At 43.7% G+C, this 23,306-nt stretch carries 21 protein-coding genes; 18 read left to right on the top strand and 3 right to left on the bottom strand.

Translation table 11 applies throughout. The features are described from left to right. The first annotated feature begins 253 nt into the window (after positions 1 to 253). From Xedl_RS13635 to Xedl_RS13600, 8 genes are all read left to right on the top strand, one after another. Entirely contained in the window at positions 254 to 1,630 is a 1,377-nt protein-coding gene (locus Xedl_RS13635; RefSeq protein ID WP_074024381.1) for an alanine/glycine:cation symporter family protein, read from the top strand. Between the two features lie 195 nt (positions 1,631 to 1,825). Beyond that, the gene (flhB, locus tag Xedl_RS13630; RefSeq protein WP_074024380.1) at positions 1,826 to 2,977 is read left to right on the top strand and encodes a flagellar biosynthesis protein FlhB; all 1,152 of its coding nucleotides are present in this window, start codon (positions 1,826 to 1,828) and stop codon (positions 2,975 to 2,977) included. Beyond that, a complete protein-coding gene (flhA, locus tag Xedl_RS13625) occupies positions 2,970 to 5,072 on the top strand; it encodes a flagellar biosynthesis protein FlhA (RefSeq protein WP_074024379.1) in 2,103 nt (700 codons plus the stop codon). The genes flhB and flhA overlap by 8 nt, the downstream gene beginning before the upstream one ends. A gap of 276 nt (positions 5,073 to 5,348) precedes the next feature. Next, on the top strand, positions 5,349 to 6,329 hold the full coding sequence (locus tag Xedl_RS13620) for a glycosyltransferase (RefSeq protein WP_074024378.1): 981 nt from the start codon (positions 5,349 to 5,351) through the stop codon (positions 6,327 to 6,329). An 895-nt stretch (positions 6,330 to 7,224) separates the two neighbouring features. Next, positions 7,225 to 7,770: a fimbrial protein gene (locus tag Xedl_RS13615; protein WP_074024377.1), complete on the top strand. Its 546-nt coding sequence runs from the start codon at positions 7,225 to 7,227 to the stop codon at positions 7,768 to 7,770. Between the two features lie 107 nt (positions 7,771 to 7,877). Next, positions 7,878 to 8,597: a fimbrial biogenesis chaperone gene (locus Xedl_RS13610; protein WP_074024376.1), complete on the top strand. Its 720-nt coding sequence runs from the start codon at positions 7,878 to 7,880 to the stop codon at positions 8,595 to 8,597. A gap of 30 nt (positions 8,598 to 8,627) precedes the next feature. Continuing rightward, a complete protein-coding gene (locus Xedl_RS13605; protein ID WP_074024375.1) occupies positions 8,628 to 11,117 on the top strand; it encodes a fimbria/pilus outer membrane usher protein in 2,490 nt (829 codons plus the stop codon). 63 nt (positions 11,118 to 11,180) lie between these two features. Further along, the gene (locus Xedl_RS13600) at positions 11,181 to 12,200 is read left to right on the top strand and encodes a fimbrial protein (protein ID WP_244149719.1); all 1,020 of its coding nucleotides are present in this window, start codon (positions 11,181 to 11,183) and stop codon (positions 12,198 to 12,200) included. 215 nt (positions 12,201 to 12,415) lie between these two features. Here Xedl_RS13600 and Xedl_RS13595 read toward each other — a convergent pair whose 3' ends face one another. The 3 genes from Xedl_RS13595 to flgA form a co-directional block, all read right to left on the bottom strand. Further along, complete coding sequence (locus Xedl_RS13595) at positions 12,416 to 12,856, bottom strand: flagella synthesis protein FlgN (RefSeq protein ID WP_074024374.1); 441 nt, start codon at positions 12,854 to 12,856, stop codon at positions 12,416 to 12,418. A 24-nt stretch (positions 12,857 to 12,880) separates the two neighbouring features. After that, positions 12,881 to 13,180 carry a flagellar biosynthesis anti-sigma factor FlgM gene (gene flgM, locus Xedl_RS13590; protein ID WP_074024373.1) on the bottom strand — a complete coding sequence of 100 codons (300 nt, stop codon included), beginning with the start codon at positions 13,178 to 13,180 and terminating at the stop codon, positions 12,881 to 12,883. A gap of 122 nt (positions 13,181 to 13,302) precedes the next feature. Next, positions 13,303 to 13,980 (bottom strand): flagellar basal body P-ring formation chaperone FlgA, encoded by a 678-nt coding sequence (gene flgA, locus Xedl_RS13585; protein ID WP_074024372.1) that lies wholly within the window; start codon positions 13,978 to 13,980, stop codon positions 13,303 to 13,305. Between the two features lie 209 nt (positions 13,981 to 14,189). Here flgA and flgB point away from each other — a divergent pair, with 209 nt between their 5' ends. The 10 genes from flgB (at position 14,190) to flgK (ending at position 23,278) form a co-directional block, all read left to right on the top strand. Then, positions 14,190 to 14,606: a flagellar basal body rod protein FlgB gene (gene flgB, locus Xedl_RS13580; RefSeq protein WP_074024371.1), complete on the top strand. Its 417-nt coding sequence runs from the start codon at positions 14,190 to 14,192 to the stop codon at positions 14,604 to 14,606. 5 nt (positions 14,607 to 14,611) lie between these two features. Further along, the gene (flgC, locus tag Xedl_RS13575; protein WP_074024370.1) at positions 14,612 to 15,016 is read left to right on the top strand and encodes a flagellar basal body rod protein FlgC; all 405 of its coding nucleotides are present in this window, start codon (positions 14,612 to 14,614) and stop codon (positions 15,014 to 15,016) included. 13 nt (positions 15,017 to 15,029) lie between these two features. After that, on the top strand, positions 15,030 to 15,749 hold the full coding sequence (locus Xedl_RS13570; protein ID WP_074024369.1) for a flagellar hook assembly protein FlgD: 720 nt from the start codon (positions 15,030 to 15,032) through the stop codon (positions 15,747 to 15,749). A gap of 15 nt (positions 15,750 to 15,764) precedes the next feature. Then, entirely contained in the window at positions 15,765 to 16,961 is a 1,197-nt protein-coding gene (gene flgE / locus Xedl_RS13565) for a flagellar hook protein FlgE (protein ID WP_074024368.1), read from the top strand. Between the two features lie 21 nt (positions 16,962 to 16,982). Continuing rightward, on the top strand, positions 16,983 to 17,738 hold the full coding sequence (locus tag Xedl_RS13560; RefSeq protein WP_074024367.1) for a flagellar basal body rod protein FlgF: 756 nt from the start codon (positions 16,983 to 16,985) through the stop codon (positions 17,736 to 17,738). Positions 17,739 to 17,760: 22 nt separating this feature from the next. Beyond that, a complete protein-coding gene (gene flgG / locus Xedl_RS13555) occupies positions 17,761 to 18,543 on the top strand; it encodes a flagellar basal-body rod protein FlgG (RefSeq protein WP_074024366.1) in 783 nt (260 codons plus the stop codon). Positions 18,544 to 18,611: 68 nt separating this feature from the next. After that, complete coding sequence (locus Xedl_RS13550; protein ID WP_074024365.1) at positions 18,612 to 19,391, top strand: flagellar basal body L-ring protein FlgH; 780 nt, start codon at positions 18,612 to 18,614, stop codon at positions 19,389 to 19,391. A 15-nt stretch (positions 19,392 to 19,406) separates the two neighbouring features. Continuing rightward, positions 19,407 to 20,525 (top strand): flagellar basal body P-ring protein FlgI, encoded by a 1,119-nt coding sequence (locus Xedl_RS13545; protein WP_074024364.1) that lies wholly within the window; start codon positions 19,407 to 19,409, stop codon positions 20,523 to 20,525. After that, positions 20,522 to 21,538 (top strand): flagellar assembly peptidoglycan hydrolase FlgJ, encoded by a 1,017-nt coding sequence (gene flgJ / locus Xedl_RS13540; RefSeq protein ID WP_208605059.1) that lies wholly within the window; start codon positions 20,522 to 20,524, stop codon positions 21,536 to 21,538. Before Xedl_RS13545 ends, flgJ begins: the two co-directional genes overlap by 4 nt. Before the next feature lie 102 nt (positions 21,539 to 21,640). After that, entirely contained in the window at positions 21,641 to 23,278 is a 1,638-nt protein-coding gene (gene flgK, locus Xedl_RS13535; RefSeq protein ID WP_074024362.1) for a flagellar hook-associated protein FlgK, read from the top strand. The last annotated feature ends 28 nt before the right edge of the window (positions 23,279 to 23,306 follow it).

The raw sequence follows: 23,306 nt of genomic DNA, 5'->3' as shown, positions 1-23,306 counted from the left end.
AAAACCTTTAATTTATTTAATGTCGAGATAAAAATTGGCGAACCAAAGAAAGAAATATCAGGATAAGTGATGTAACAATAATTATTATCAATAAGATTGATAAAGAGTAACCATAACGAGTGACTCAACTCACAGTATCAATTTTTTCTTACCAAAGATAGCCAATTAATCCTCGCTTATTTCGTCAAAATGCTCTTTATTTAATTGAAATAATTTTGTTGCCAACTTGTTATATTGAATGCCGAGGGTGTATATGGAATTGATTACACAATGGTTAGCTGCACTAAACGGGGTAGTATGGGGCGTTCCCATGCTGATTGGGCTTTTGGGGATTGGTATCTTCATGCAAATCCGCTTGTCCTTCTTACCAATCCGTAAATTAGGCACGGGGTTCAAATTACTCTTTCAAAAAAATGAGCAACGGGGTGAAGGCCAGATTTCACCTTTTAACGCACTAATGACCGCATTGTCAGCAACAATCGGGACGGGAAATATTGCAGGAGTGGCGACAGCCATTGTGATGGGCGGGCCGGGAGCCATGTTCTGGATGTGGATGACCGCATTGGTGGGCATGGCAACGAAATATTCGGAAGCGGTGCTGGCGGTACGTTTCCGTGAAACCGATAAAAACGGTAATTACGTTGGCGGCCCGATGTATTACATCAAAAATGGCCTGGGAAAAAAATGGGTTTGGCTGGGAACACTCTTTGCTTTCTTTGGCAGTATTGCGGGTTTTGGTATCGGCAATACTGTACAAGCCAACTCTGTCGCTGACGTATTGCAAAGTAACTTTGGTATTGAAAAAACCATAACGGCCGGTATCTTGGTCGTTTTGGTTGGTGCCGTGTTAATTGGCGGTATTAAGCGCATTTCTGATGTTGCAGGTAAATTAGTGCCTATTATGACTGTCGGTTACTTTGGAGCGGGAGTTATTGTTTTGGCACTGAATTTTACCGCTATCCCCGATGCACTTGCTTTAATCATCAAGTCAGCTTTCACTCCTGTTGCGGCACAGGGGGGATTTGCGGGTGCAGCCGTTTGGGCAGCAATCCGTTTTGGTATTGCCCGTGGTGTATTCTCTAACGAAGCGGGTATGGGAAGTGCGCCTATTGCCCATGCAGCGGCAAAAACCCAAAATCCTATTCGTCAGGGTTTGATTGCCATGCTGGGAACCTTTATTGATACGATCATCGTCTGTTCCGTGACGGGATTGACCATTGTTATTACTGGTGGCTGGCTGACTGGCCAAACAGGCGCAACATTAACCGCAGCTTCCTTCTCAGCCGTGATCCCAGGCGGCAACTATGTCGTTGCTATTGCCCTGGCTATTTTCGCCTTTACAACCATCTTGGGATGGAGTTTTTACGGTGAGAAATGTATCCAATATTTATTGGGGCCAAAAGCCATAGTGCCTTTCCGTATCGCCTGGATTATCGCCTTGCCGATTGGTGCGACTCAGTCGTTAACCTTTGTCTGGTTGCTGGCGGATACCCTTAATGCCATGATGGCGATCCCCAATCTGATAGCGATTGCCTTTCTTAGTCCGGTTGTCTATCGCCTGACGAAAGATCATATTCGTGATGTCAATGCCGACAGTATTGATATTAAGGCGCCCGTTAAAATGGATTGAAAAACGATTTGAGATGGCTGGTGACAGCCATCTCAATCCAAGACAGTGCTCATAATGCCCCAAATACCCCCGCAAATTTTGCAGTGTTCCCGCCATTGAATTTTTGGGCTTTTGTCATGCTTAACACAATTTTATTTGCCCTCTCCTAAAGGCAAATTTTCTGCATGTAATCACAAAGGCTTATCAAGGAAAGCTGTGGCTGAAGATAGCGATCTCGAAAAAACCGAAGAACCCACGCCCCATAAACGGGAAAAAGCGCGCAAAGAGGGGCAAATTGCACGTTCTAAGGAACTCACTTCAATCCTGATGTTAGCAGGAGGGGTAAGCCTGCTCTGGATGAGTGGACAATCGATGACCCATGAACTTTCCCTGATGGTATTTGAAGGATTCAACTTCGACCATAATATGGTCAGTAATGACAAACAGATGGTGCAACAAGTTGGCCGGTTACTGAAACAAGCGGTTTGGGCATTATTACCGGTTTTTATTGGATTGGTATTAATTGCCCTCAGTGCGCCAGCATTGATGGGCGGACTGCTATTTAGTTCAAAATCCATCAAATTTGACTTGACTAAACTGAATCCTGTCTCTGGTTTGAAGAAAATCTTCTCCATGAATGCGCTGGCGGAATTATTCAAAGCCATCTTGAAGGCATCACTGGTGGGAGGTGGTGCAGCCCTGTTTATCTGGCTTAATTGGCCTACTATGCTCACTTTGACGGCTCAACATCCACTGATAGCCCTGAGCGATGCCATGATGATGCTAATTTTTGCCAGTTATATTGTCTTATTTATGTTGATACCGATGGTGGCGTTTGATGTGCTTTATCAGATCCGCAGCCACTTGAAAAAATTGAGAATGACCCGTCAGGAGATCAAGGATGAATTTAAGGAGCAAGAAGGGGACCCACATGTAAAAGCCAGAATTCGTCAACAGCAACGAGCGGCTGCGCGTAAGCGCATGATGGCAGACATACCGAAAGCGGATGTTATTGTTACCAACCCGACTCATTACGCCGTTGCCTTGCAGTATGACAGCAAAAAAATGAGCGCCCCCAAAGTATTGGCAAAAGGGGCGGGACTCATTGCCTTACGCATTAAAGAAATTGGTGCGGAAAATCGTATTCCATTACTGGAAGCCCCCCCCTTGGCACGAGCATTGTTTCGCCATGCTGAGGTAGGGGGCTTTATTCCTGCGGCGCTCTACGCTGCCGTCGCAGAAGTGCTTGCCTGGGTTTACCAATTGAAACGTTGGAAACAGGAAGGTGGCCTGAAACCGAAAAAACCTGAAAATCTGCCAGTGCCACCCGCACTGGATTTTGCTGGAGAAAATAATCGTCATGGCTAATCTGGCCTCATTGTTTCGTTTATCGGGAAATCGTTTTCCGGGGAATATGAAAGGCTCCCAGTGGCAAATGCTGGCGGGGCCTGTTCTGATCCTCATGATCTTGTCGATGATGGTGCTGCCACTGCCACCATTCCTGCTTGATCTGCTATTCACTTTCAATATCGCGCTTTCGATCATGGTCTTGCTGGTGGCAATGTTCACCCGCCGGACACTGGATTTTGCTGCATTCCCGACCATTTTGCTGTTCTCAACCTTACTGCGTCTGTCACTTAACGTCGCTTCCACACGAATTATCCTGATGGAAGGACACACGGGATCTGCCGCAGCAGGGCAAGTTGTGGAAGCCTTTGGTCACTTCCTTGTTGGCGGTAATTTTGCCATTGGTATCGTGGTTTTCGTCATCTTGATCCTGATTAACTTTATGGTGATTACCAAAGGTGCAGGGCGTATTGCAGAAGTCGGCGCGCGCTTTGTATTGGATGGAATGCCTGGTAAACAGATGGCGATTGATGCTGATTTGAATGCTGGATTGATCGGTGAAGATGAAGCTAAAAAACGTCGTTCTGAGGTGACACAGGAAGCGGATTTCTACGGTTCAATGGACGGTGCGAGCAAATTCGTGCGGGGTGATGCGATTGCCGGATTGATGATATTGGTAATTAACATCATTGGTGGCTTGATCGTTGGTGTTGCTCAACACAATTTATCTTTAGGTGATGCAGCGGAAGCCTATACCTTGCTGACCATCGGTGATGGATTGGTTGCCCAGTTGCCTGCATTAATCATCTCCACGGCGGCAGGTGTAATCGTAACTCGCGTGGCGACGGACGAAGATGTTGGTCAGCAAATGGTGACTCAGCTTTTCAACAATCCCAAAGTTATGATGTTGAGTGCGGGTGTACTCGGTCTGCTTGGATTGGTGCCGGGAATGCCTAACTTCGTCTTTCTGTTATTTACGGCGGCCTTGGCGGGTGTGGGTTATTTTCTATTACGTAAAGACAAAAATCCGCTTGTGATGCAACATGAAGAAATGAAAGCGGTAGAAGAGCAACAACAAACCGCAGAAGCCTCATGGTCTGATGTGCAATTGGAAGATCCACTGGGAATGGAGGTGGGCTATCGTTTGATCCCTATGGTGGACTTCCGCCAAAACGGTGAATTGCTTGGTCGTATTAGCGGTATTCGTAAAAAATTTGCGCAAGAAGTGGGATATTTGCCACCGGTCGTGCATATTCGCGACAACCTTGAATTGGCACCAGCCAGCTACCGTATCATGATGAAAGGTGTAGAAATTGGGCGTGGCGAAGCCCATCCGGGACGTTGGTTGGCGATTAATCCGGGCGGCGCTGTCGGTGAATTGCAGGGTGACTTGACGACAGATCCCGCCTTTGGTCTGGCTGCTGTCTGGATTGATGACAGCTTAAGGGAACAAGCGCAAGTGCAAGGTTATACTGTTGTGGCGGCCAGCACGGTTGTTGCAACTCACCTAAACCATTTGTTATCCCAGCATTCGAGTGAGCTGTTTGGCAGACAGGAAGCACAACAATTGTTTGAGCGTGTCAGTCAGGAAATGCCGAAACTGACGGAAGATTTTATTCCTGATGTTGTGAGCCTGACAACGTTGCACAAAGTCTTGCAAAACTTGCTGGCGGAACAAGTACCGATCCGCGATATGCGCACTATTATTGAAACACTGGCAGAACATGCTCCGGTACAGAAAGATCCTTATGAATTAACTGCCATGATCCGGATCGCGCTTGGCAGGGCGATTGCCCAGCAGTGGTTTCCAAATGCGGACGAAATCAAAGTTATTGGTCTGGATGCCGGTTTGGAAAGATTACTGCTGCAAGCGCTGCAAAATGGTGGCGGATTGGAACCAGGCTTGGCAGAAAGTTTGGAACGTCAGGCGGCAGAAGCATTGGAGCGTCAGGAAATGCTGGGAGCACCACCGGTATTATTGGTCAACCATGCACTTCGTCCCCTATTGTCTCGTTTCTTGCGTCGTGTACTGCCTAGGTTGGTTGTGCTGTCTAACCTTGAAATCACTGACAATCGTCAAATCAGAATGACGGCAACGATTGGTGGTGCGAGGTAACTTCAACTGTCTTGTGACAAACCTTATCGTTTTGGTAAGGTTTGTCAGTCTTTATCCAGCGCATCGTAAAACCCCTTTCATCAGAGGGGGCAAATACTTCACAATAAAACGCCTCTCTGATTGTGTCATTTTTTTCTTCTTTACATTGCTATCGTCATCGTTTACATATTGTAATTGTAATAACGAGCTGCGGGTACTGACTTATAAGTTCCTTGCTAAGGAAAAAGTAATATGAGATAGAAATCCATTCAATAGAAAATATTTGGAGAAAAGAAAATGAATATTCCTAAAAAAATACATTATTTTTGGGCGGGAAATCAAATACCGAAGAGATTTTTAAGAAATATTATTGATGTTAAGGTTGAAAATCCAACTTTTGAGGTTCATTTATGGGGGCCTAAAAATGGCTTATTTTTCAATTCGATAAATTCTTTGGAAGTGGATATGGATATTAAACAATTATTAAAAACAGGATATCGTTTTCATGATTACAGAGATATTGAAAAAGCATTCTTTTCTTTGAAGAATTATATGGATAAAGAAAAAATTTGGTGTTTATATTCGGTATATCATCGACAATTAAACGGATTTTATCATAATTACGCATCAGCAAGTGATATTGCGCGTTTAGTTATTCTTTTTGCACAAGGGGGAATTTATCTTGATGTTGATGTACAGCTTGCCAATTCTGTTCCCAAATTTTCATCAGATAATACATCTCATAAAATAGATCAACTTTTGGAAAGAAAAGCAATATTTGGAAATATTGAAATATCGGAAGGGATTGCTTTTGGTGATATCACGGGATCTAACTGGATACAGGAGAATTTTGGCAATGCCATTATTGCTGCTCCTGCTAACTCAAGAAGAATAATAGAGTTATTAATAAAAATGGAGAACAGATTGCATATATTGCATGTGGGTGTATTAAAAGGATGGGAAAATTGGAGAAAATATCCAGACTTGCGCGTATCTGAAACGGTGTGGGCGATGGGGCCTGGGCTTTATTCCGATTGGATTGATTTAGAAGAAAGAGCTCCTAGTGCTGCCAAAAGACCTCGTATGGAAAATGAAAATACAGTCATTCCTCCTGCACATTTAAGGATAGAGAAAGAAGGTGAAGTTATGTTTAGTATTGTTGAGGCAATGGCAAAATGGGGAAATTTGCCTGAGAGAAAAGAAGCTATTAGCTTTTATACTTCTGAAAGTCCTTTTAATTTAAAGTCGAGTTATAAGGGGCTGCTCCGAAAAAAATAATCTATTGTTGTGTGTTACTAATATGGGCTATTTTCCAATTCCTCCCACGCTAATAACCTAAGATATAAATAAAATTGATTTTACAATCTTGAATTATTTATTAAATGAATATGTAGTGGCGTTTTTTAAGTGAATTAGAAATTAATCTTATCAATAAAATAATAACCATTATTTGTTATTTATAAGCTTGTAGTTAACTAAAACATTACTTTTTTATATTAAAAATATAACCTTCAGCATAATAAAACGCTTATATCGTGCATAAAGACGAAAGCTCACTTTTGCGTGATATTCAAATGAATTTTCAATCCCATAAATTTGTTCGCTATTTGAACTAAAAATCATGGTTTTTAACTCATTGACAGCATGTAACGATCGAGATAACTATTTCAATAGCTTTTATCTATCAATTATTTCTAATAAATAGTTAATAACAATTTTAATGATAAAATGAGTTAGTGTATCTTTTCTCCTTTGAAAATAGGGATTTTATTGTTCTTGTTCATATAATATATTGTTCTAAGTGAAATCATTCATAATAAAATGAGATAGGGAAATCATAACACGGTGAGTGGTCTTTAACCAAAGAACGGTTTTGGTCATGTTTATACATATATAACTGTATGAGTTAACGGAAAAATAGGAATTATCAGGCCAATATTTGGGCATGTTTGGGTTGAAATGTATATGGAAATAAATACATCTCCATTTCTCTTTTAATCATTAAAAATATCTTTGTTAAGAATCCCCTGATTTAAAGGATTATATTTATTAAATTCTGAAATGGAATGAATGAAATTTTTGGCTGTTAATTTATTAATTTTTATAGGGTTTTAATCGAAAGGCATGTGCATTTCGATGGGTTTTACACACATAATATAAATGGAATAATTAAATGAAGTTATTAGTAAAATCAGCTATTGTCGTGGCAATTTGGAGTTCTATGATTGTTTCTGCATTTGCTATTAATAACAATGGCAGTATTACTTTTACCGGTAAAGTGACTAAAGGAACATGTTCTACTGCTGTCGTGGGGGATGCTGGTAATGTCATGATGGCTGATGTTGGTGTGGGCGATTTTACAAGAGCAGGTGATGCTAAAGGTGATACGCCTTTTAAAATTAAGCTGAGTGATTGTAAGTCATCGGATGATTCTTCAGTAAAGATTAAATTTACTGGTGATCAAGATCGTGATAATAACAAGGTATTATTGAATACTGCTTCGAGGGTTTCCGCAACAGGTGTTGGTATTGGTATTTATAAGAAATCAGGGGAGCAAATCGGAATAGGAGGCTCACCTGTGGTAGTTGATACTTTAACTACTAAAGATACTTCTAAAGAATTGCAATTTATTGCTAAATATGTAGCAACAAAAGATAAAAATAATATTACATCTGGCTTGGTTCAGGCGAGAGCCGCATTTACCGTAGAATACGACTAATTCTAACTTCTTACATTCCCATTTTCTTTTTTACTGCATCTGTAATATTCCCACTGTGCCTGGTGGGAATATTCCTTATTTTGAATTCATGTAGGGATAGAATTGTTATGTCGAAACATTTTTGGAGCGGGCTATTATTTTTTCTGCCTGTTTTTCTTACTACCCCTGTCCACGCTGGAATAGCACTGAGTAGTACCAGGGTGATCTATGAAGCCTCGCAACGTGAAGTCGCTATTTCCGTCATCAATGATAGCAAAGATGATGTATACCTTATTCAGTCTTGGGTAGAGATATTTACTCCAGCGGTTGAATCTTCTGGTCAAAAAGCGCCATTTTTAGTTACACCCCCTTTATTTCGTCTGGATGGTGAACAGGAGAATCGTCTGCGAATTATTTTAATGGATAACCCATTGCTGCAAGATCGTGAATCTATCTTTTGGCTGAACGTTAAGGCCATTCCTGCTTTGAAAAATGACGAATCAAATCGTTTATTGATATCGCTGAAAAACCGGATAAAACTCTTTTATCGTCCAGAAGGGTTGACAGAACAACTCGCAGCAAAGGCTTATCAACAACTTATTTTTTCTCGGCAAGCAGGGCAATTGGTGGTGCAGAATCCAACGCCTTTTTATGTCTCTTTTTATGACATCAAATTTGGGCAAAGTGCAATACCGGAAGCTGGCATGGTGGCACCATTTAGCAGCCGACAATGGCCGTTACCTGTAAGCCTCGGTAATAGTAGTACCGGTACTGCTATTACCTGGAGAGCCATCAATGATTATGGTGGTATCACCGAACCTCAATACCAAACATTATCGTCCATATAATAACCCATCAGTTAGAAGATGCTTGATATCATGAGTTTGATTATTTCTGCTGTCTATCGATGGTTGTTGTTGATGTTGCTAATACCTGCTATTGGGTATGCCAGTGAATATTTTGATCTTAATGCGTTGGAAATTGATGACCCATCCGCTCCACTGCCTGATTTAAGTTATTTTGCCGAAAAAGGGGGGAGCGCACCAGGAACATATAGAATTGCTATCCGTGTCAATGAGCAGGATAAAGGCACACAGGATATTCAATTTGTGATAGGGGCAGGAAAAAAACTGCAACCTGTCTTATCGGTTCAACAATTGATGGACTGGGGGGTCAACGTATCTGCTTTTCCTGATTTGAATCCAAAAGAGCAACTATCTGATTTATCTGATGTTATTCCTTATGCCAGTACATCATTACAATTGAGCCAACAAACCCTGTTTATCACTATTCCTCAGGCAGCGATGGCAACGATAGCTCGCGGTGCGATTGATTCATCACTTTGGCAGCAAGGGGAATCAGCATTATGGGCCAGTTATGATTTAAATGGAGTCAACACTTGGGGTAAAAACGGTTCTGGTACGAATAATTTCTATATGAATCTACGTAGTGGCTTGAATTGGGGAAGCTGGCGCTTACGAAATTATTCTACCTATTATCGAAATTTTGGCAGAAATAAAAACAGTAGTGATAAACCCCGTTGGGAAAATCTAAGTACATCTTTGCAGCGGGATATTCATGGCCTAAAAAGCCAGCTTGTGGTGGGTGAAACCAATACACAAGGGGATCTGTTTAGCGGATTTGCCTTTCGGGGAATGACCTTGATGTCGGATGATAACATGCTGCCGGATAGTCAACGGGGATTTGCCCCCGTTGTGCGAGGGATCGCCGAAAGTAATGCGCAGATCACGATTCGTCAAAACGGGTACATCATTTATCAGGCTAATGTTCCACCTGGCGCTTTTGTCATTGATGATCTTTACCCAACCTCTTCTGGGGGAAATTTGGATGTTGTGATCCGAGAAGCTGATGGTCGTGAACGCCATTTTGTTCAACCATTTTCATCAATTCCTGTGATGTTGAGGGAAGGAAATTTAAAATACAGCTTTACGGTAGGAGAATACCGCAATGCGCACGCAGGTGCCTATCAGCCATTCTTCACGCAGAGCGAAATTTATTACGGCCTGCCATATGCAACCTTGTATGGCGGAATGTTATTGTCTGCAAAATATCAGGCGTATGCAGTTGGTATAGGATACAGCCTTGGTTACTGGGGATCGCTGGCGTTTGATATCACACAGTCGCAGGCTGATATTATCAATCAAGGTCAACAACGGGGTTGGGTCTATCGGGCACAGTATGCTAAAGATTTTGAACAGACTGGAACGAATTTGTCTCTGACCAGCCATTATTACCCTTCACCGCATTTTTACCAATTTCAGGACGTTAATAACAGGAAGGCGTATGGTGAGCTGTCACATCAAAATAAACATAAATTGCAGTTCACATTGAGCCAAAGCTTGTCGGATTATGGCAGCCTCTATTTTTCCGGTTATGTGCAGAATGATTGGGAAAGCAGAATTACTACCCGCAGTTTGAATGTTGGGTACAGCGTAAGTTATGCCAATATCCATTACACCCTGAATTACACGCAAAATAGAAGTTCAGGCGACTCAATGGCCGATAACCAGTTGGCATTTAATATACAGATCCCGCTAAACCGTTGGCTACCAGATAGCTGGGCAACTTATAGCATCAATCATAGTCGCCGTGGTGATATCAACCAGTCAGTTGGATTGAGTGGTACGGCCTTAGGCAGACTGAATTACTCCCTGCAACAGAATCACAGCAATGACGGTCAGAACACCAGCAGCAATATAAACCTTAACTATAAAGGCTGTTATGGGGTGTTGTCGGGTGGATATCACTACGGTGATGATTCACAGCAGATGAGTTATGGCCTTAGAGGGGGGATAGTTGCACATCATCATGGTTTGACTTTGTCGCAACCGCTGGGAGAGACGATGGTTTTAGTCAAAACGTCTGGGGCTACCGGCGTTAAGGTTACGGGTTATAGCGGTGTTGAAACTGATGGACAAGGTTATGCGGTATTACCTTATGTCAGCCCTTATCACCGTAATCGTATCGCTCTGTTACCGGATTCTTTTGGGGACGGAGTGGAGATTGGATCCAATACCCAGACTATTATTCCAACACAGGGAGCCGTCGTTTTGGCTGACTTCCAAACCCGGATCGGTCGCCGGGTATTGTTCACCTTAACTCATCAGGGTAACCCTATCCCTTTTGGAGCAATAGCAACTTTGAATGAAGAAAATACATTTCGTTCCCTCACTGTAAACCAAAGCATTGTTGGTAACGGGGGAGAAGTTTATTTCGGTGGTGTGCCAGAACAGGGGCAGCTTTCGGTTCAATGGGGAAGTGGACAGTTTGAACAATGTAAAGCGCGTTTTCTTTTGCCGAAAAGTAAAGCAATGGTGATTTCAACAAAAGCTGATTGTCATCCATAAAAGTAAATCATCATCGTTTTTTCGGAAGTACAACATAACAATAATTTATATAAGGGACTCCTTGTGAATGTATCTATTCCTTCATGGTTACTATTTATACCCATATTTTTATCCTCTTGTGCGGGATATGCTTATACGGAAGTCTCTTGTACAGCACCTTCACAAACATTGAATTCACATAAAATATCGCTGCCGGTAGATGTGCCTGTAGATCAAGAACTGGAAAAATCGAATGACAGATTGAGAATGGATGCAAGCCCTGTGATTGTTTGCCACGGGAAATCTCTGGATAAGATTGAGGCTATTCTTGGTATTAAGGCATATGGAGTGCCCGCAAAAATGATTAACGGCAGAAAAATTTTTCCTCTGGGTAATAGTGGCATTGGGTATGCAATTAGAGGTCTAACCGGAGATCCTAGTGATAGAAAATATATCCGAGGAAATAATAATAGTACGGTACTTAAAACCGTTGCTTTGCGAGATCAGGGGGGACGAATTAGTGTCGGAATTGCCCTTTTGTTTTACCGTATAGGTCAAGTAAAACCTGGGCAATATCCTTCCCAGCCTGTGGCAACCGCGACAGTCACTTTGCGAAATCCTGGTGGACACGGTTTAGGTAAATATATCGAAATAGGGCAGTTCAACACGGGTAATATAGTTGTTGAATCACGATCTTGTGCCTTTGACAACAATCCAATTCCTGTTGTATTAGAGCCGATAACGAGTATGCAATTACCTAAAGTCAGCTCCACAGCCGCGGAAAAGGCATTTGATATACCTTTAAATTGTGATGCTCGTATTAAAGTTAATATGCTTTTACAGGCGGGTTCTCAAGGCGCTTACGCTCCTCAACAGGGGATTATCAAACTTAATCCTAATGCTAATGCGGCCAGAGGGGTGGGTATTCAAATTTTGGATGGTAAAAAGGCAACGCCTATTCCCCTTGGTAAAAAAATTGAATATATCGAAACTATAACAGAAGGGCCTGTCAATATTCCTTTAAAAGCGCGTTATTATCGATATGGTAACGTTAAGGAAGGGATAGTTAATGCGACAGCAACATTCACCATGAGTTATGAGTAATATATTGGTTTATCTCATTTATAATTTTTCACATTATTTGATACGCATTTTATTATTCTAAAGCCACCTCTTGGAGATATTAATAATAATTATCAATAGTATAATGAGAATTATTTTTTATAAGGGGAAGTACAGATATACAAAAAAAGACCCCTTATCATTGTCAGTAAACCAAGAGGTCTGTAGAACTTACTGCGTAAGCAGTAATCGAATGTTCAAACGCTGATCTTGTGGCCTGATAGCGCTGAATGATGACGGGCTTGGCCGTCTGCACCATAAAGAGAAGGGCTGTGGTGAGCTTTCAGAAAAGCGATTGTTTGACTGTTCAATTCAATATGTTGTTCCAGTAGAAATCCGTTATGTGAATTTAAATCACGGATACGTTCAACAGATTGACTAATTTGACTCCATAATATGGCTAGTCTTTCGTGGTTAGCATAAGGAGCATTTATTTTCAGTGTTTCATTTAATTGCTGGCGTTTTCGTTCAGCGTGATCGAGTGCTGAAAGTAAAAATGTCTTTTGTTCCGTCACGCGATGTAAATGATTCACCTCAATAACGCCTTCGCCCAATATGTGCTGTTCTTCTGCCATCGTTTGCGAAAGCGAATTTAAGTGTGCGCTTTGCTGTTCAAGTAAGAGTTGAAGTTCTTCCATTTATGGCTCTTTAGATTTTGGTGTTTATTTATCATATTCCATGTTTTCAAGAGCCTCCCTAAATAGGGCATCAGCAATTTTACCGCTGTCCATCGTTAGGGTTCCCTTTGCAATGGCTTCTTTCAATTGTTGTACTTTCTGGATATTAATATCCTGACTGCTTGGCTGAACGAGCTTTTTCTGCGCTTCGCTCAGCTTAACTTGTGTATCTGCGCTTTTTTCTGCAACAGCCACAATTCTGCGAGTGCTTTGAGCACCTTCATTGGCATTGCGTTGCTGTAAAGCAGCCATAGCCAGTAGAGGTTGAGTGCGTTCAATACTCATAATCGTAATCCTTTAATCAGGCATTATTTATTTGTCTTAGGTAGCAGGCGATATACCGCTGGCATGCCTGTAAATCATGGTCTGTTGGTTATATCGGCGTGAAGAAATAAAACTTTAGCCATTTATAACATCATTTTTACACTGCCATTTTCTTGTGCTTCACCAGTAATAACCTGTCCAGAGTTCAGGCGGACACGAATATTATCAAAACTCGCGGCATTGTTGATCGCTTTTCCTTCGTAACGCACCTGAAAATGGTGTCCATCTACGGTGACAACCACATTTTGTCCGGCTTTAATTGCCCAGGGACGCCGGAGCATATTACGTGTGATGAATTGTCCGGCAGGTATATTGCGCAGCGCAATACCATTTTGTATGGCCTGTCTGTTACGGATTATGTCGTTTGGCAGCTTATCTAAAGATCCCGTTTTTACCTGAAAATCTTTTTCTGTCAGGACGGCATTGCGGCTAATGGTTCGTTTAGAAACCAAATAAGGGCCGATGACATTGACGTAAACCTGAATGAAACGGCGTTGCTGACCACAAGTTACAGGGACGGAAAGGTTACCCCAATTTTTGTTGTTAAGTAATGGTTGTATTTCAGGGAGTTTACAAGTCGGCCATTGTTGCTCAGGTGTTTTGATCTCCACTGAGACCTTATGATTCGATGTGTGATGGATCTGTCTGAAATAGTCACCCATTAATTGCGGTATGTTGTTTCCCCAAGCTAAAGAACTGCCGAAAACAAAAAATAAATTAAGGAAAAAGGCAAGGAACCCGATAAACGTTAGTGCAGGCATTTCACCACCTTAAATCCTGTTAGCGAGCCATGATTGCAAAAAATATTCAGCACCTGTTGGATGTTGATAGTGTAACTCGATTGATTATTCGTTAATGGGATAAATAGCAATTCAATTTGTTTCTATTCTTCGAATTACCTTTTTCTTCTCCGTTTATTCTGTTAGCTGCTTGGGGATTATCCCCGACAGAACAAATCCGAGGGAGGAATATGCTCGATAAATTAGATGCCGCCTTTCAATTTCGACAAGAAGCGCTGGCACTCCGCAACCAGCGGCAGGAAATTTTGTCTGCCAACATTGCCAATGCGGATACCCCTGGCTATCAGGCGCGTGATATCGATTTTGCTGCTCAACTGAAAAAAGTCATGGCACATGGTCGTGTAACGGGGAATGGAATTGGGCTAACTCTGACTTCCGATCGACATATTCCCGTTCAACCTCAAAAACGTCTGGAGATGGATCTGCTGTATCGGGTGCCATACCAGACAGCCATGGATGGAAATACTGTTGACATGGATATAGAACGCAGCAATTTCGCAGATAACAGCCTGAAATATCAGGCTGAACTCACTATGACCAATGCACAAATCAAAAGCATGATGTCAGTTCTACAGTCACAAGGATAATGGGAATGTCTCTACTCAGTATTTTTGATATTGCCAGCTCGGCGCTTTCTGCTCAGTCCCAGCGACTGAACGTCAGCGCCAGCAATATGGCGAATGCCGACAGTGTTGTTGGGCCGGATGGTGAACCATACCGTGCCAAACAAGTGGTCTTTCGTGTCGCCGCTCCCGCGGGTCAGGAAGTTGGCGGCGTTCGCGTTAGTGAAGTGGTGGATGATCCTTCACCTTTCCGCCTTGAATACCAGCCGGGTCATCCACTGGCCGATGAAAAAGGTTATGTACGTATGCCGAATGTGGATGTGGTCGGGGAAATGGTCAATACCATCTCAGCTTCCCGCAGCTATCAGGCGAACGTTGAAGTGCTTAATACCACCAAATCCATCATGTTAAAAACGCTGACACTGGGCCAGTAACAGGAATGTCGTTATGGGAATTACCACCTCAATTAATGAATCATTGGATAATTCAACAGTCGGTGAACTGGCTAAGTTGACCAATCAAAAACCACAAAATAGTGGTGATATCAAAGATAGCTTTTTGGATATATTGGTTGCTCAGCTTAAAAACCAAGATCCAACCAACCCAATGCAAAACAGTGAATTGACTTCACAGATTGCGCAGATCAGTACTGTTGAAGGTATTGAGAAGCTCAATAAGACGCTGGGTTCCATTGTCGGACAAATGGACAGTAATCACGCGATGCAAACGGTGGCACTGATTGGCCGAGGTGTCATGGTTCCTGGCAATGAGATTTTGGTTGGTTTCAACGGGGAGAAAAACATCGACGCATCACCGTTGGGCTATGAACTGAACCGACCAGCCGATATCGTTAAAGTGACTATCCGGGATAAAAGTGGCGCAGTCGTTCGGGAGATGGAATTCAATAAATTAGATCCTAATTCATCTGAATATTTGAATGCTGGCTTACATAGCTTCAGATGGGATGGCAAAGACGCAGACGGCAATGAAGTGGAACAAGGCGCTTATAACTTCACCGTTTCCGCAAGCCAACAAGATCAAGCGTTGATGGTCAATTCCCTGAGACATGCCAGGGTTCAAGGCGTTGTGCGGCAGGAGAATAGCACTAAATTGGATTTAGGGCTGGTGGGTACGGTCAACATGGGCGAAGTTCGTCAGATTCTTTAGTTAAACGGAGGACATATGTCTTTTTCACAAGCGGTCAGTGGCTTAAATGCCGCAGCGAGCAACTTAGACGTTATTGGTAATAATATCGCAAACTCGGCAACATACGGATTTAAGTCCAGCTCTGCTTCCTTTGCGGACGTTTTCAGCGGCTCAGAAGTGGGCTTGGGTGTTAAGGTTTCTGGCATGGTTCAGAATTTTAAAGACGGCTCAACCACGACAACTAACCGCCAATTGGATATGGCAATCACACAAGGCGGTTTTTTCCGCATGGAGGATTCCAACGGTAATATTTTCTATTCCCGTAACGGTCAGTTCAACCTGGATTCAGACCGCAACCTGCTCAATATGCAGGGTATGAAACTGACGGGTTATCCGGCGGTGAACGGCGTCATTCAACAAGGTGGTGCAGTAGGGCCGATTTCGATCCCAACGGCAATGATGGATGCGAAAGCAACGGACAAAATTTCGTTGTCAGTTAACCTGAACTCAACGGAAAAAGCCATTACAAAAAAATTAAAACCAGACGAGAAAGATACGTTTAATTTCAGTACACCCATGCAAATTTTCGATAGCTTGGGTAGCCAGCATGATCTCAACATATTTTTTGTTAAAACAGCAAACAATAAATGGAAAGTTCATGCCCAGGATACTTCTGTAACAGGTTCTGAAGCTAAAGAATTGGGTGAGTTGTCATTCAATACAAGTGGCCAAATGGAGGCGATTGATCCATTCACATTTACAATGCCAGAACTGAATGGTTATGCTGAAGCGAAAATCACCATCGATTTAAATGGAAGTAAGCAGCAGAGCCTTGCACAAAGTTCCAGCAATAACCCAAAGCAGAATGGTTATGCCGCAGGTTATTTCACCAAATACCGTGTGGATAATGACGGTAAAATCTACGGTACTTATTCCAACGATCAAAATCAGGTATTGGGTCAGGTGGTACTGGCAAACTTTGCCAACCCTGAAGGTCTGGCTGCACAGGGCGATAATATTTGGGCAGAATCCGGAGCATCAGGTAGTCCGGTTGTGGGACTTGCAGGCTCAGGTAACTTCGGTAAGCTGATCAGCGGTGCGCTGGAAGCCTCAAACGTTGATATGAGCCAGGAGCTGGTCAATATGATCGTCGCCCAGCGCAATTACCAATCTAACGCCCAAACCATCAAGACGCAGGATCAAATTCTGCAAACACTGGTCAGCATGCGTTAATAAGCTCAGGCGGATAGCTTTATGGATCACGTCATTTATACCGCTATGGGCGCTGCGCGCCAAACGCTGGAGCATCAGGCTGTCACTGCCAACAATCTGGCTAATGCGTCAACACCGGGCTTCAAGGCCCAGCTTGCTGCACTGCGTGCTGTGCCGATTGAAGGTGAAACCTTGCCAACGCGTACATTGACCGTTGCCTCCACCCCCGGCATGGATAGCCGTCAGGGACCCATGAATTACACTTCCCGTCCGTTAGATGTGGCAGTCGGACAAGGTGGCTATCTGGCTGTCCAGCTAGAAGACGGGACGGAAGCCTATACCCGCAACGGCAGCATCCAAATTTCACCTGAAGGGCAACTGATGGTGCAGGGGCGCATGTTGATGGGCGAAAACGGGCCGATTGATGTTCCGCCGCAGGCTGAATTGACCATTGCGACAGACGGTGCCATTTCTGCCTTGATTGCCAGCGATCCGCCCACGTTGTTGGGCCAGATTGGCAAACTGAAAATTATCAAACCGGAAGCCAACCAACTGGTACGTGGCGATGATGGTTTGTTCCATTTAACGCCACAGGCGCGGGAACAGCAGGGTAATGAATTGGCGGCCAGCACAGAAGTGAAAATCATGTCCGGTGTTCTGGAAGGCAGTAATGTTAATCCAGTGGAAAGCATGGTGAACATGATCGCCAACGCGCGTCGCTTTGAGATGCAGATGAAAGTCATACACAGTTCCGATGAAAATGCTCAGCGGGCCAACCAAATTCTCGCTATGAGCTAAATCGGATACAGAGGATAAATTCATGATCCGATCTTTATGGATTGCCAAGACTGGGCTGGATGCTCAGCAAACCAATATGGATGTTATTTCTAACAATCTGGCAAACGTCAGTACCAACGGTTTCAAACGCCAGCGTGCGGTGTTTGAAGATTTGCTCTATCAAACCGAACGTCAGCCGGGTGCAATGTCGTCTGAACAGACTACCCTGCCATCAGGTTTGCAGATTGGTACAGGTGCACGACCGGTAGCCACTGAGCGGCTGCACAGCCAGGGGAATCTGGCGAAAACCAATAGCAGCCAGGATGTGGCAATTAAAGGACAGGGTTTTTTCCAGGTTCAGATGCCTGATGGCACCATTGGCTATACCCGTGATGGTTCATTTCAGAAAGATCAGAATGGTCAGTTGGTGACTGTGGGTGGTTTTCAGATAGTGCCTGCCATCATCATTCCAGATAATGCCACTAAGCTCAACATTGCCAGTGATGGTACTGTCAGTGTAAACGTGCAAGGGCAAAATGCACCTCAGCAGATTGGGCAACTGACATTGACCACGTTTATCAATGAAAGTGGACTGGAAAGCATCGGTGAGAATTTGTATCTGGAAACCAACAGTTCTGGCGTACCAGTAGAGAATGCACCGGGCATCAATGGTGCTGGAGTGCTCTATCAAGGCTTTGTCGAAACGTCTAACGTCAATGTGGCGGAAGAGTTGGTCACTATGATTCAGGTGCAGCGAGCCTATGAAATCAACAGCAAGGCAGTATCGACTTCTGATCAAATGCTGCAAAAGCTGACACAGTTATAACCTAATCATTAAATGGTGGGGGAATACGTTCTTCCACTATTTCTACGATAAACTTAAGAGCATAGAAGATGGATACAATGCCCGTTGCCGAAAGCCATGCTAAAAACCATGTAGCTTATGGCTCCACTGGTTTACGGAAAAACCAGAGAAATAAGTGGCGTATCAGTATATCTGTGGCGGTACTCGCATTGTCGGCACTGACATTGGGGGGATGTGCTTATATGCCGCACAAGCCACTGGTGGAAGGGCAAACAACCGCAAAACCCGCCGAAACGCCTGCTCCAACGCCAAATGGTTCTATTTTTCAAACTGTCCAACCAGTCTATTACGGCTACCAACCGCTGTTTGAAGACCGCCGTCCACGCAATATCGGTGATACGCTGACGATTATCTTGCAAGAGAACGTCAGTGCGAGCAAAAACTCTTCAGCCAATGCCAGCCGCAATGGAAAAACCAGTTTCACGGCAGCTTTGACGCCTCGTTTTTTACAGGGATTGATGGGGGGTGAGAAAACCGATCTGGGCATGGAAGGGAATAACGAATTTGGTGGTAAAGGCGGTGCGAATGCCAACAATACTTTCAGGGGCACCATTACTGTGACCGTGGATAAGTTGTTGGCCAATGGCAACCTGCATGTGGTGGGAGAAAAGCAGATCGCCATTAATCAGGGAACGGAGTTTATTCGTTTCTCTGGTGTTGTTAACCCGCGCACCATCACGGGTAATAATACGGTGAGCTCCAACCAGGTTGCTGATGCCCGTATTGAATATGTTGGTGATGGCTATATCAACGAAGCGCAGCACATGGGATGGTTGCAACGTTTCTTTATCAATATCTCACCGTTTTAAAAGAGGATGGTCAGGATGAAAAAATTAGTCGCCAGCCTTTTTACGCTTTTGTTGGTGCTGTTCAGTACGTTCACCTCTACTTATGTTTTTGCCGAACGTATTCGTGATTTGACGACAATTGAGGGAGTCAGGGATAACGCGTTGATTGGTTATGGTTTGGTTGTTGGGCTGGATGGAACAGGTGACCAAACCATGCAGACACCATTTACTACCCAAAGCCTGAGCAATATGTTGTCACAGCTAGGGATCACCGTACCCACTGGTACCAATATGCAGCTTAAAAACGTCGCTGCCGTGATGGTGACAGCAAAGTTGCCGCCTTTTGCCCGTGCAGGGCAGAGCATTGATATTGTCGTTTCCTCGCTAGGTAACGCCAAGAGTTTACGTGGCGGTACATTGCTGATGACCCCGTTAAAAGGGGTGGATAACCAGGTCTATGCCTTGGCTCAGGGTAATATTCTGGTGGGGGGGGCTGGTGCGAGTGCCGGTGGTAACAGTATCAAAGTCAATCAGCTTGCCGGTGGCCGGATCTCCAATGGTGCGGTGATTGAACGTGAATTGCCAACGCAGTTCGGCCAGAAAGGTACACTGAACCTGCAACTGAATGATGATGATTTCGGGCTGGCTCAGAAAATCAGTGATGCGGTTAACCGATTAAAGGGAACAGGGACGGCGACACCGTTGGATTCTCGTACTGTTCAGTTGCGTTTGCCGATTGAGAACAGCGAACAGGTGAAATTTCTGGCTCAGGTGCAGAATTTGCCTATCCGTGTAGATGCCGGCGATGCCAAAGTGATTTTCAATTCCCGAACAGGCTCCGTGGTGATGAATCGCAATGTTACCTTGGACAGTTGTGCGATAGCGCATGGTAGTTTGTCTGTGACCGTTGAACGCCAGATAGCAGTTAATCAGCCCAATACGCCATTGGCGGGAGGCAGTACCGTTGTGACCCGTAATACGGGGATTGGCATTCAGGAGCAGGGCGGGGCGTTGCAGCAACTCAGTGCCAGCGCGAATCTGACCCAGGTTGTGCGTGCATTGAATGTGTTAGGCGCAACACCAACCGATTTAATGTCTATCTTGCAGGCTATGGAGAGCGCCGGTTGTCTGTGGGCGAAATTGGAGATTATCTGATGAATGACTTTCTGACGATGTCCAATGCAGCTTACGATGTTAATTCATTGCATTCACTGAAAGCTAAATTGTCACAGGAACCACAACAAGGGCTACGGCAAGTAGCCCAACAACTGGAAGGCGTCTTCGTCCAGATGATGCTGAAAAGTATGCGTTCCTCGTTGCCACAGGATGGCGTTTTAAGCAGTGAGCAGACACGTTTTTATACTTCGCTGTACGATCAGCAAATTGCTCAGGATCTTTCTCAAAAGGGGTTGGGATTTGCTGACATGATCGTCAAGCAATTTTCTAACGCTAATAATGTGCCTGATGGATTAGCCGATACCGTACCGCTGCCATTGGATAATGAAATTCTGCAAACATTACCGAAGCAGGCATTAGAGCCATTTATGCGTCGGGTTATGCCTGACTCTCGTGCTATATCTAAAAATTCATCTCCGGTTTTCTCTAATCGTTCTGCTCAGCATAGCTCACCTCAGTACAGTTCAGCACAACCCAAGTCATTGCCAATGCACAATGCCAGCTTTGTTTCCATGCTTTCTTTGCCTGCACAGTTGGCAAGCCGGCAAAGTGGTATTCCTCATTTATTGATTATTGCTCAGGCAGCGCTGGAATCTGGTTGGGGGCAGCGAGAAATTCTGACTAAGGAAGGTAAGCCGAGTTATAACTTATTTGGTATTAAAGCGGGGAAACACTGGCAAGGACCCGTCACTAATATTATGACGACGGAATACATTGATGGTGAGCCGAAGAAAATGCAGGACAGCTTCCGTGTGTATGGCTCTTATGTGGAAGCGATAACGGATTACGTCAAATTGTTGACGGAAAATCCCCGTTACGCCAAGGTTGCACAATCAACCACTGCGGAGCAGGGAGCGTATTCCTTACAAGAGGCTGGATATGCCACCGATCCCGGTTATGCCAAAAAATTAGTGTCGTTGATCCAGCAGTTAAAGAACACCGGCAACCAAATGGCAAAAGCCTATACCTATGATTTCGATAACCTGTTTTGAGGACATTAATTTTGTTCAAGGATCAGGGTATTTTGCCGATAACTGTAGCAGTGAATTCCCTCCCACGATGGAGGCATAACGAAAACGTAAAAGGATCGACACATGTCCAATAATCTTATCAATACTGCCATGAGTGGTATTAATGCTGCGCAGGTGGCAATGAGTGTGGTGGGTAATAACATTACTAACTCTAAGGTCGAGGGATATCACCGACAAACAACGGTAATGTCGCAAAATAGTGGAAAAATGTCACCGGTTGGCTTTATTGGCAATGGTGTACATGTTAATTCCATTAATCGTCAATATAGTGAATTTGTCAGTCAGCAATATAATGCGGCACAAACTAAATTTCAGGCGTCAGATACATACAATAGTCAGGCTTCTCAAGTCGACAATCTGCTGGCGGATAAGGCAACCAGTCTTTCCAGTTCTATGGAAGATTTTTTTAAGAGCCTGAGCACGCTTGAAAATAACGCAGAAGATAATGCGGCAAGAACCACAGTACTAGGCAAAGCTGAAGGTTTGGTTAACCGATTTAAAGACGCTGATCAAGTTCTCCGTAAGATGGACAGTGGTATCAATATCAAAATTGAGCAGAATGTTAAAGACATCAATAAATACGCGGAAGAGATAGCCTTTCTGAACGATGAAATTTCTCGTATGCGTGGTGCAGGAACGGGTGAGCCTCTGGCTTTACTGGATAAACGCGATGATGCGCTTGATAAGTTAAATCAACTTATTGAAGTAGATTTGATTAAACAAGACGGTAATACCTACAACGTCACATTTGGTGGCGGGATGTCTCTGGTATCGGGTAGCAAATCCTATCGATTGGAAGCGCTCCCATCCAGTGCAGAGAACAGCCGTATCACGTTGGGCTATAACAATAGTATAGGTACGAAAGAAATTGATGAACGCTTTATCTCGCAAGGAAAGTTAGGTGGTGCATTGCGTGTGCGTAGTGAAGTGATAGACCCAACCCGCAATCAATTAAACCAATTGGGCTTAGTGATGGCGGATCAATTCAATCAGGTTCAGCGTGGTGGTTTCGGTCTGGACGGTAAACCAGGTAGTGATTTCTTCAACTTTGCGCAGCCAGAAACCATTGCTAACAGCAATAACAAAGGTAGGGCTGAAATTAAAGTGGAATATAGCGATACCACTAAAGTAAAAGACAGTGACTACACTATTAAGTACGAAGGTGGTGGCTGGAAAGTACAGCGTATTACTGACAGGGAAATGATCTCTGCAACTGAAAATGGCAATACACTGGAATTTGACGGCCTGAAAGTTGAGATTAATGCGACCAATCCACAGGATAATGATCGGTACACACTGAAAACGGTCAATAATGTCATAGCAACACTTGAAGTTAAGATTACGGATTCCTCTCAACTGGCAACGGCGGGCGCCAAAGACTCTGGTCCAAGCGATAACACCAACGCGAAGAAATTCACTCTCCTGCAAAAAGAAAAGCTAATTAATGGTAAAAATACCTTGACCGATGCTTATGCTTCGTTAGTCAGTACTGTGGGTAGCAAAACCAATAGTTCTCAACGTCTTCTGGAAACTCAGAAGATCAACGTAGAAGCACGTTACAAAGAGCTTGATTCCATTTCTGGCGTTAACATGGATGAAGAATACGGCGAACTGCAACGTTTACAGCAATACTATTTAGCAAATGCCCGTGTTATCCAGACTGCATCGACGCTGTTTAATGCCATTTTGGATATCCGTTAATCATACGACTGGCTAAAGAGAAATAAGG

It is taken from the genome of Xenorhabdus eapokensis (genome assembly GCF_001908105.1).
This window is presented reverse-complemented; position numbering and strand designations above follow the sequence as displayed.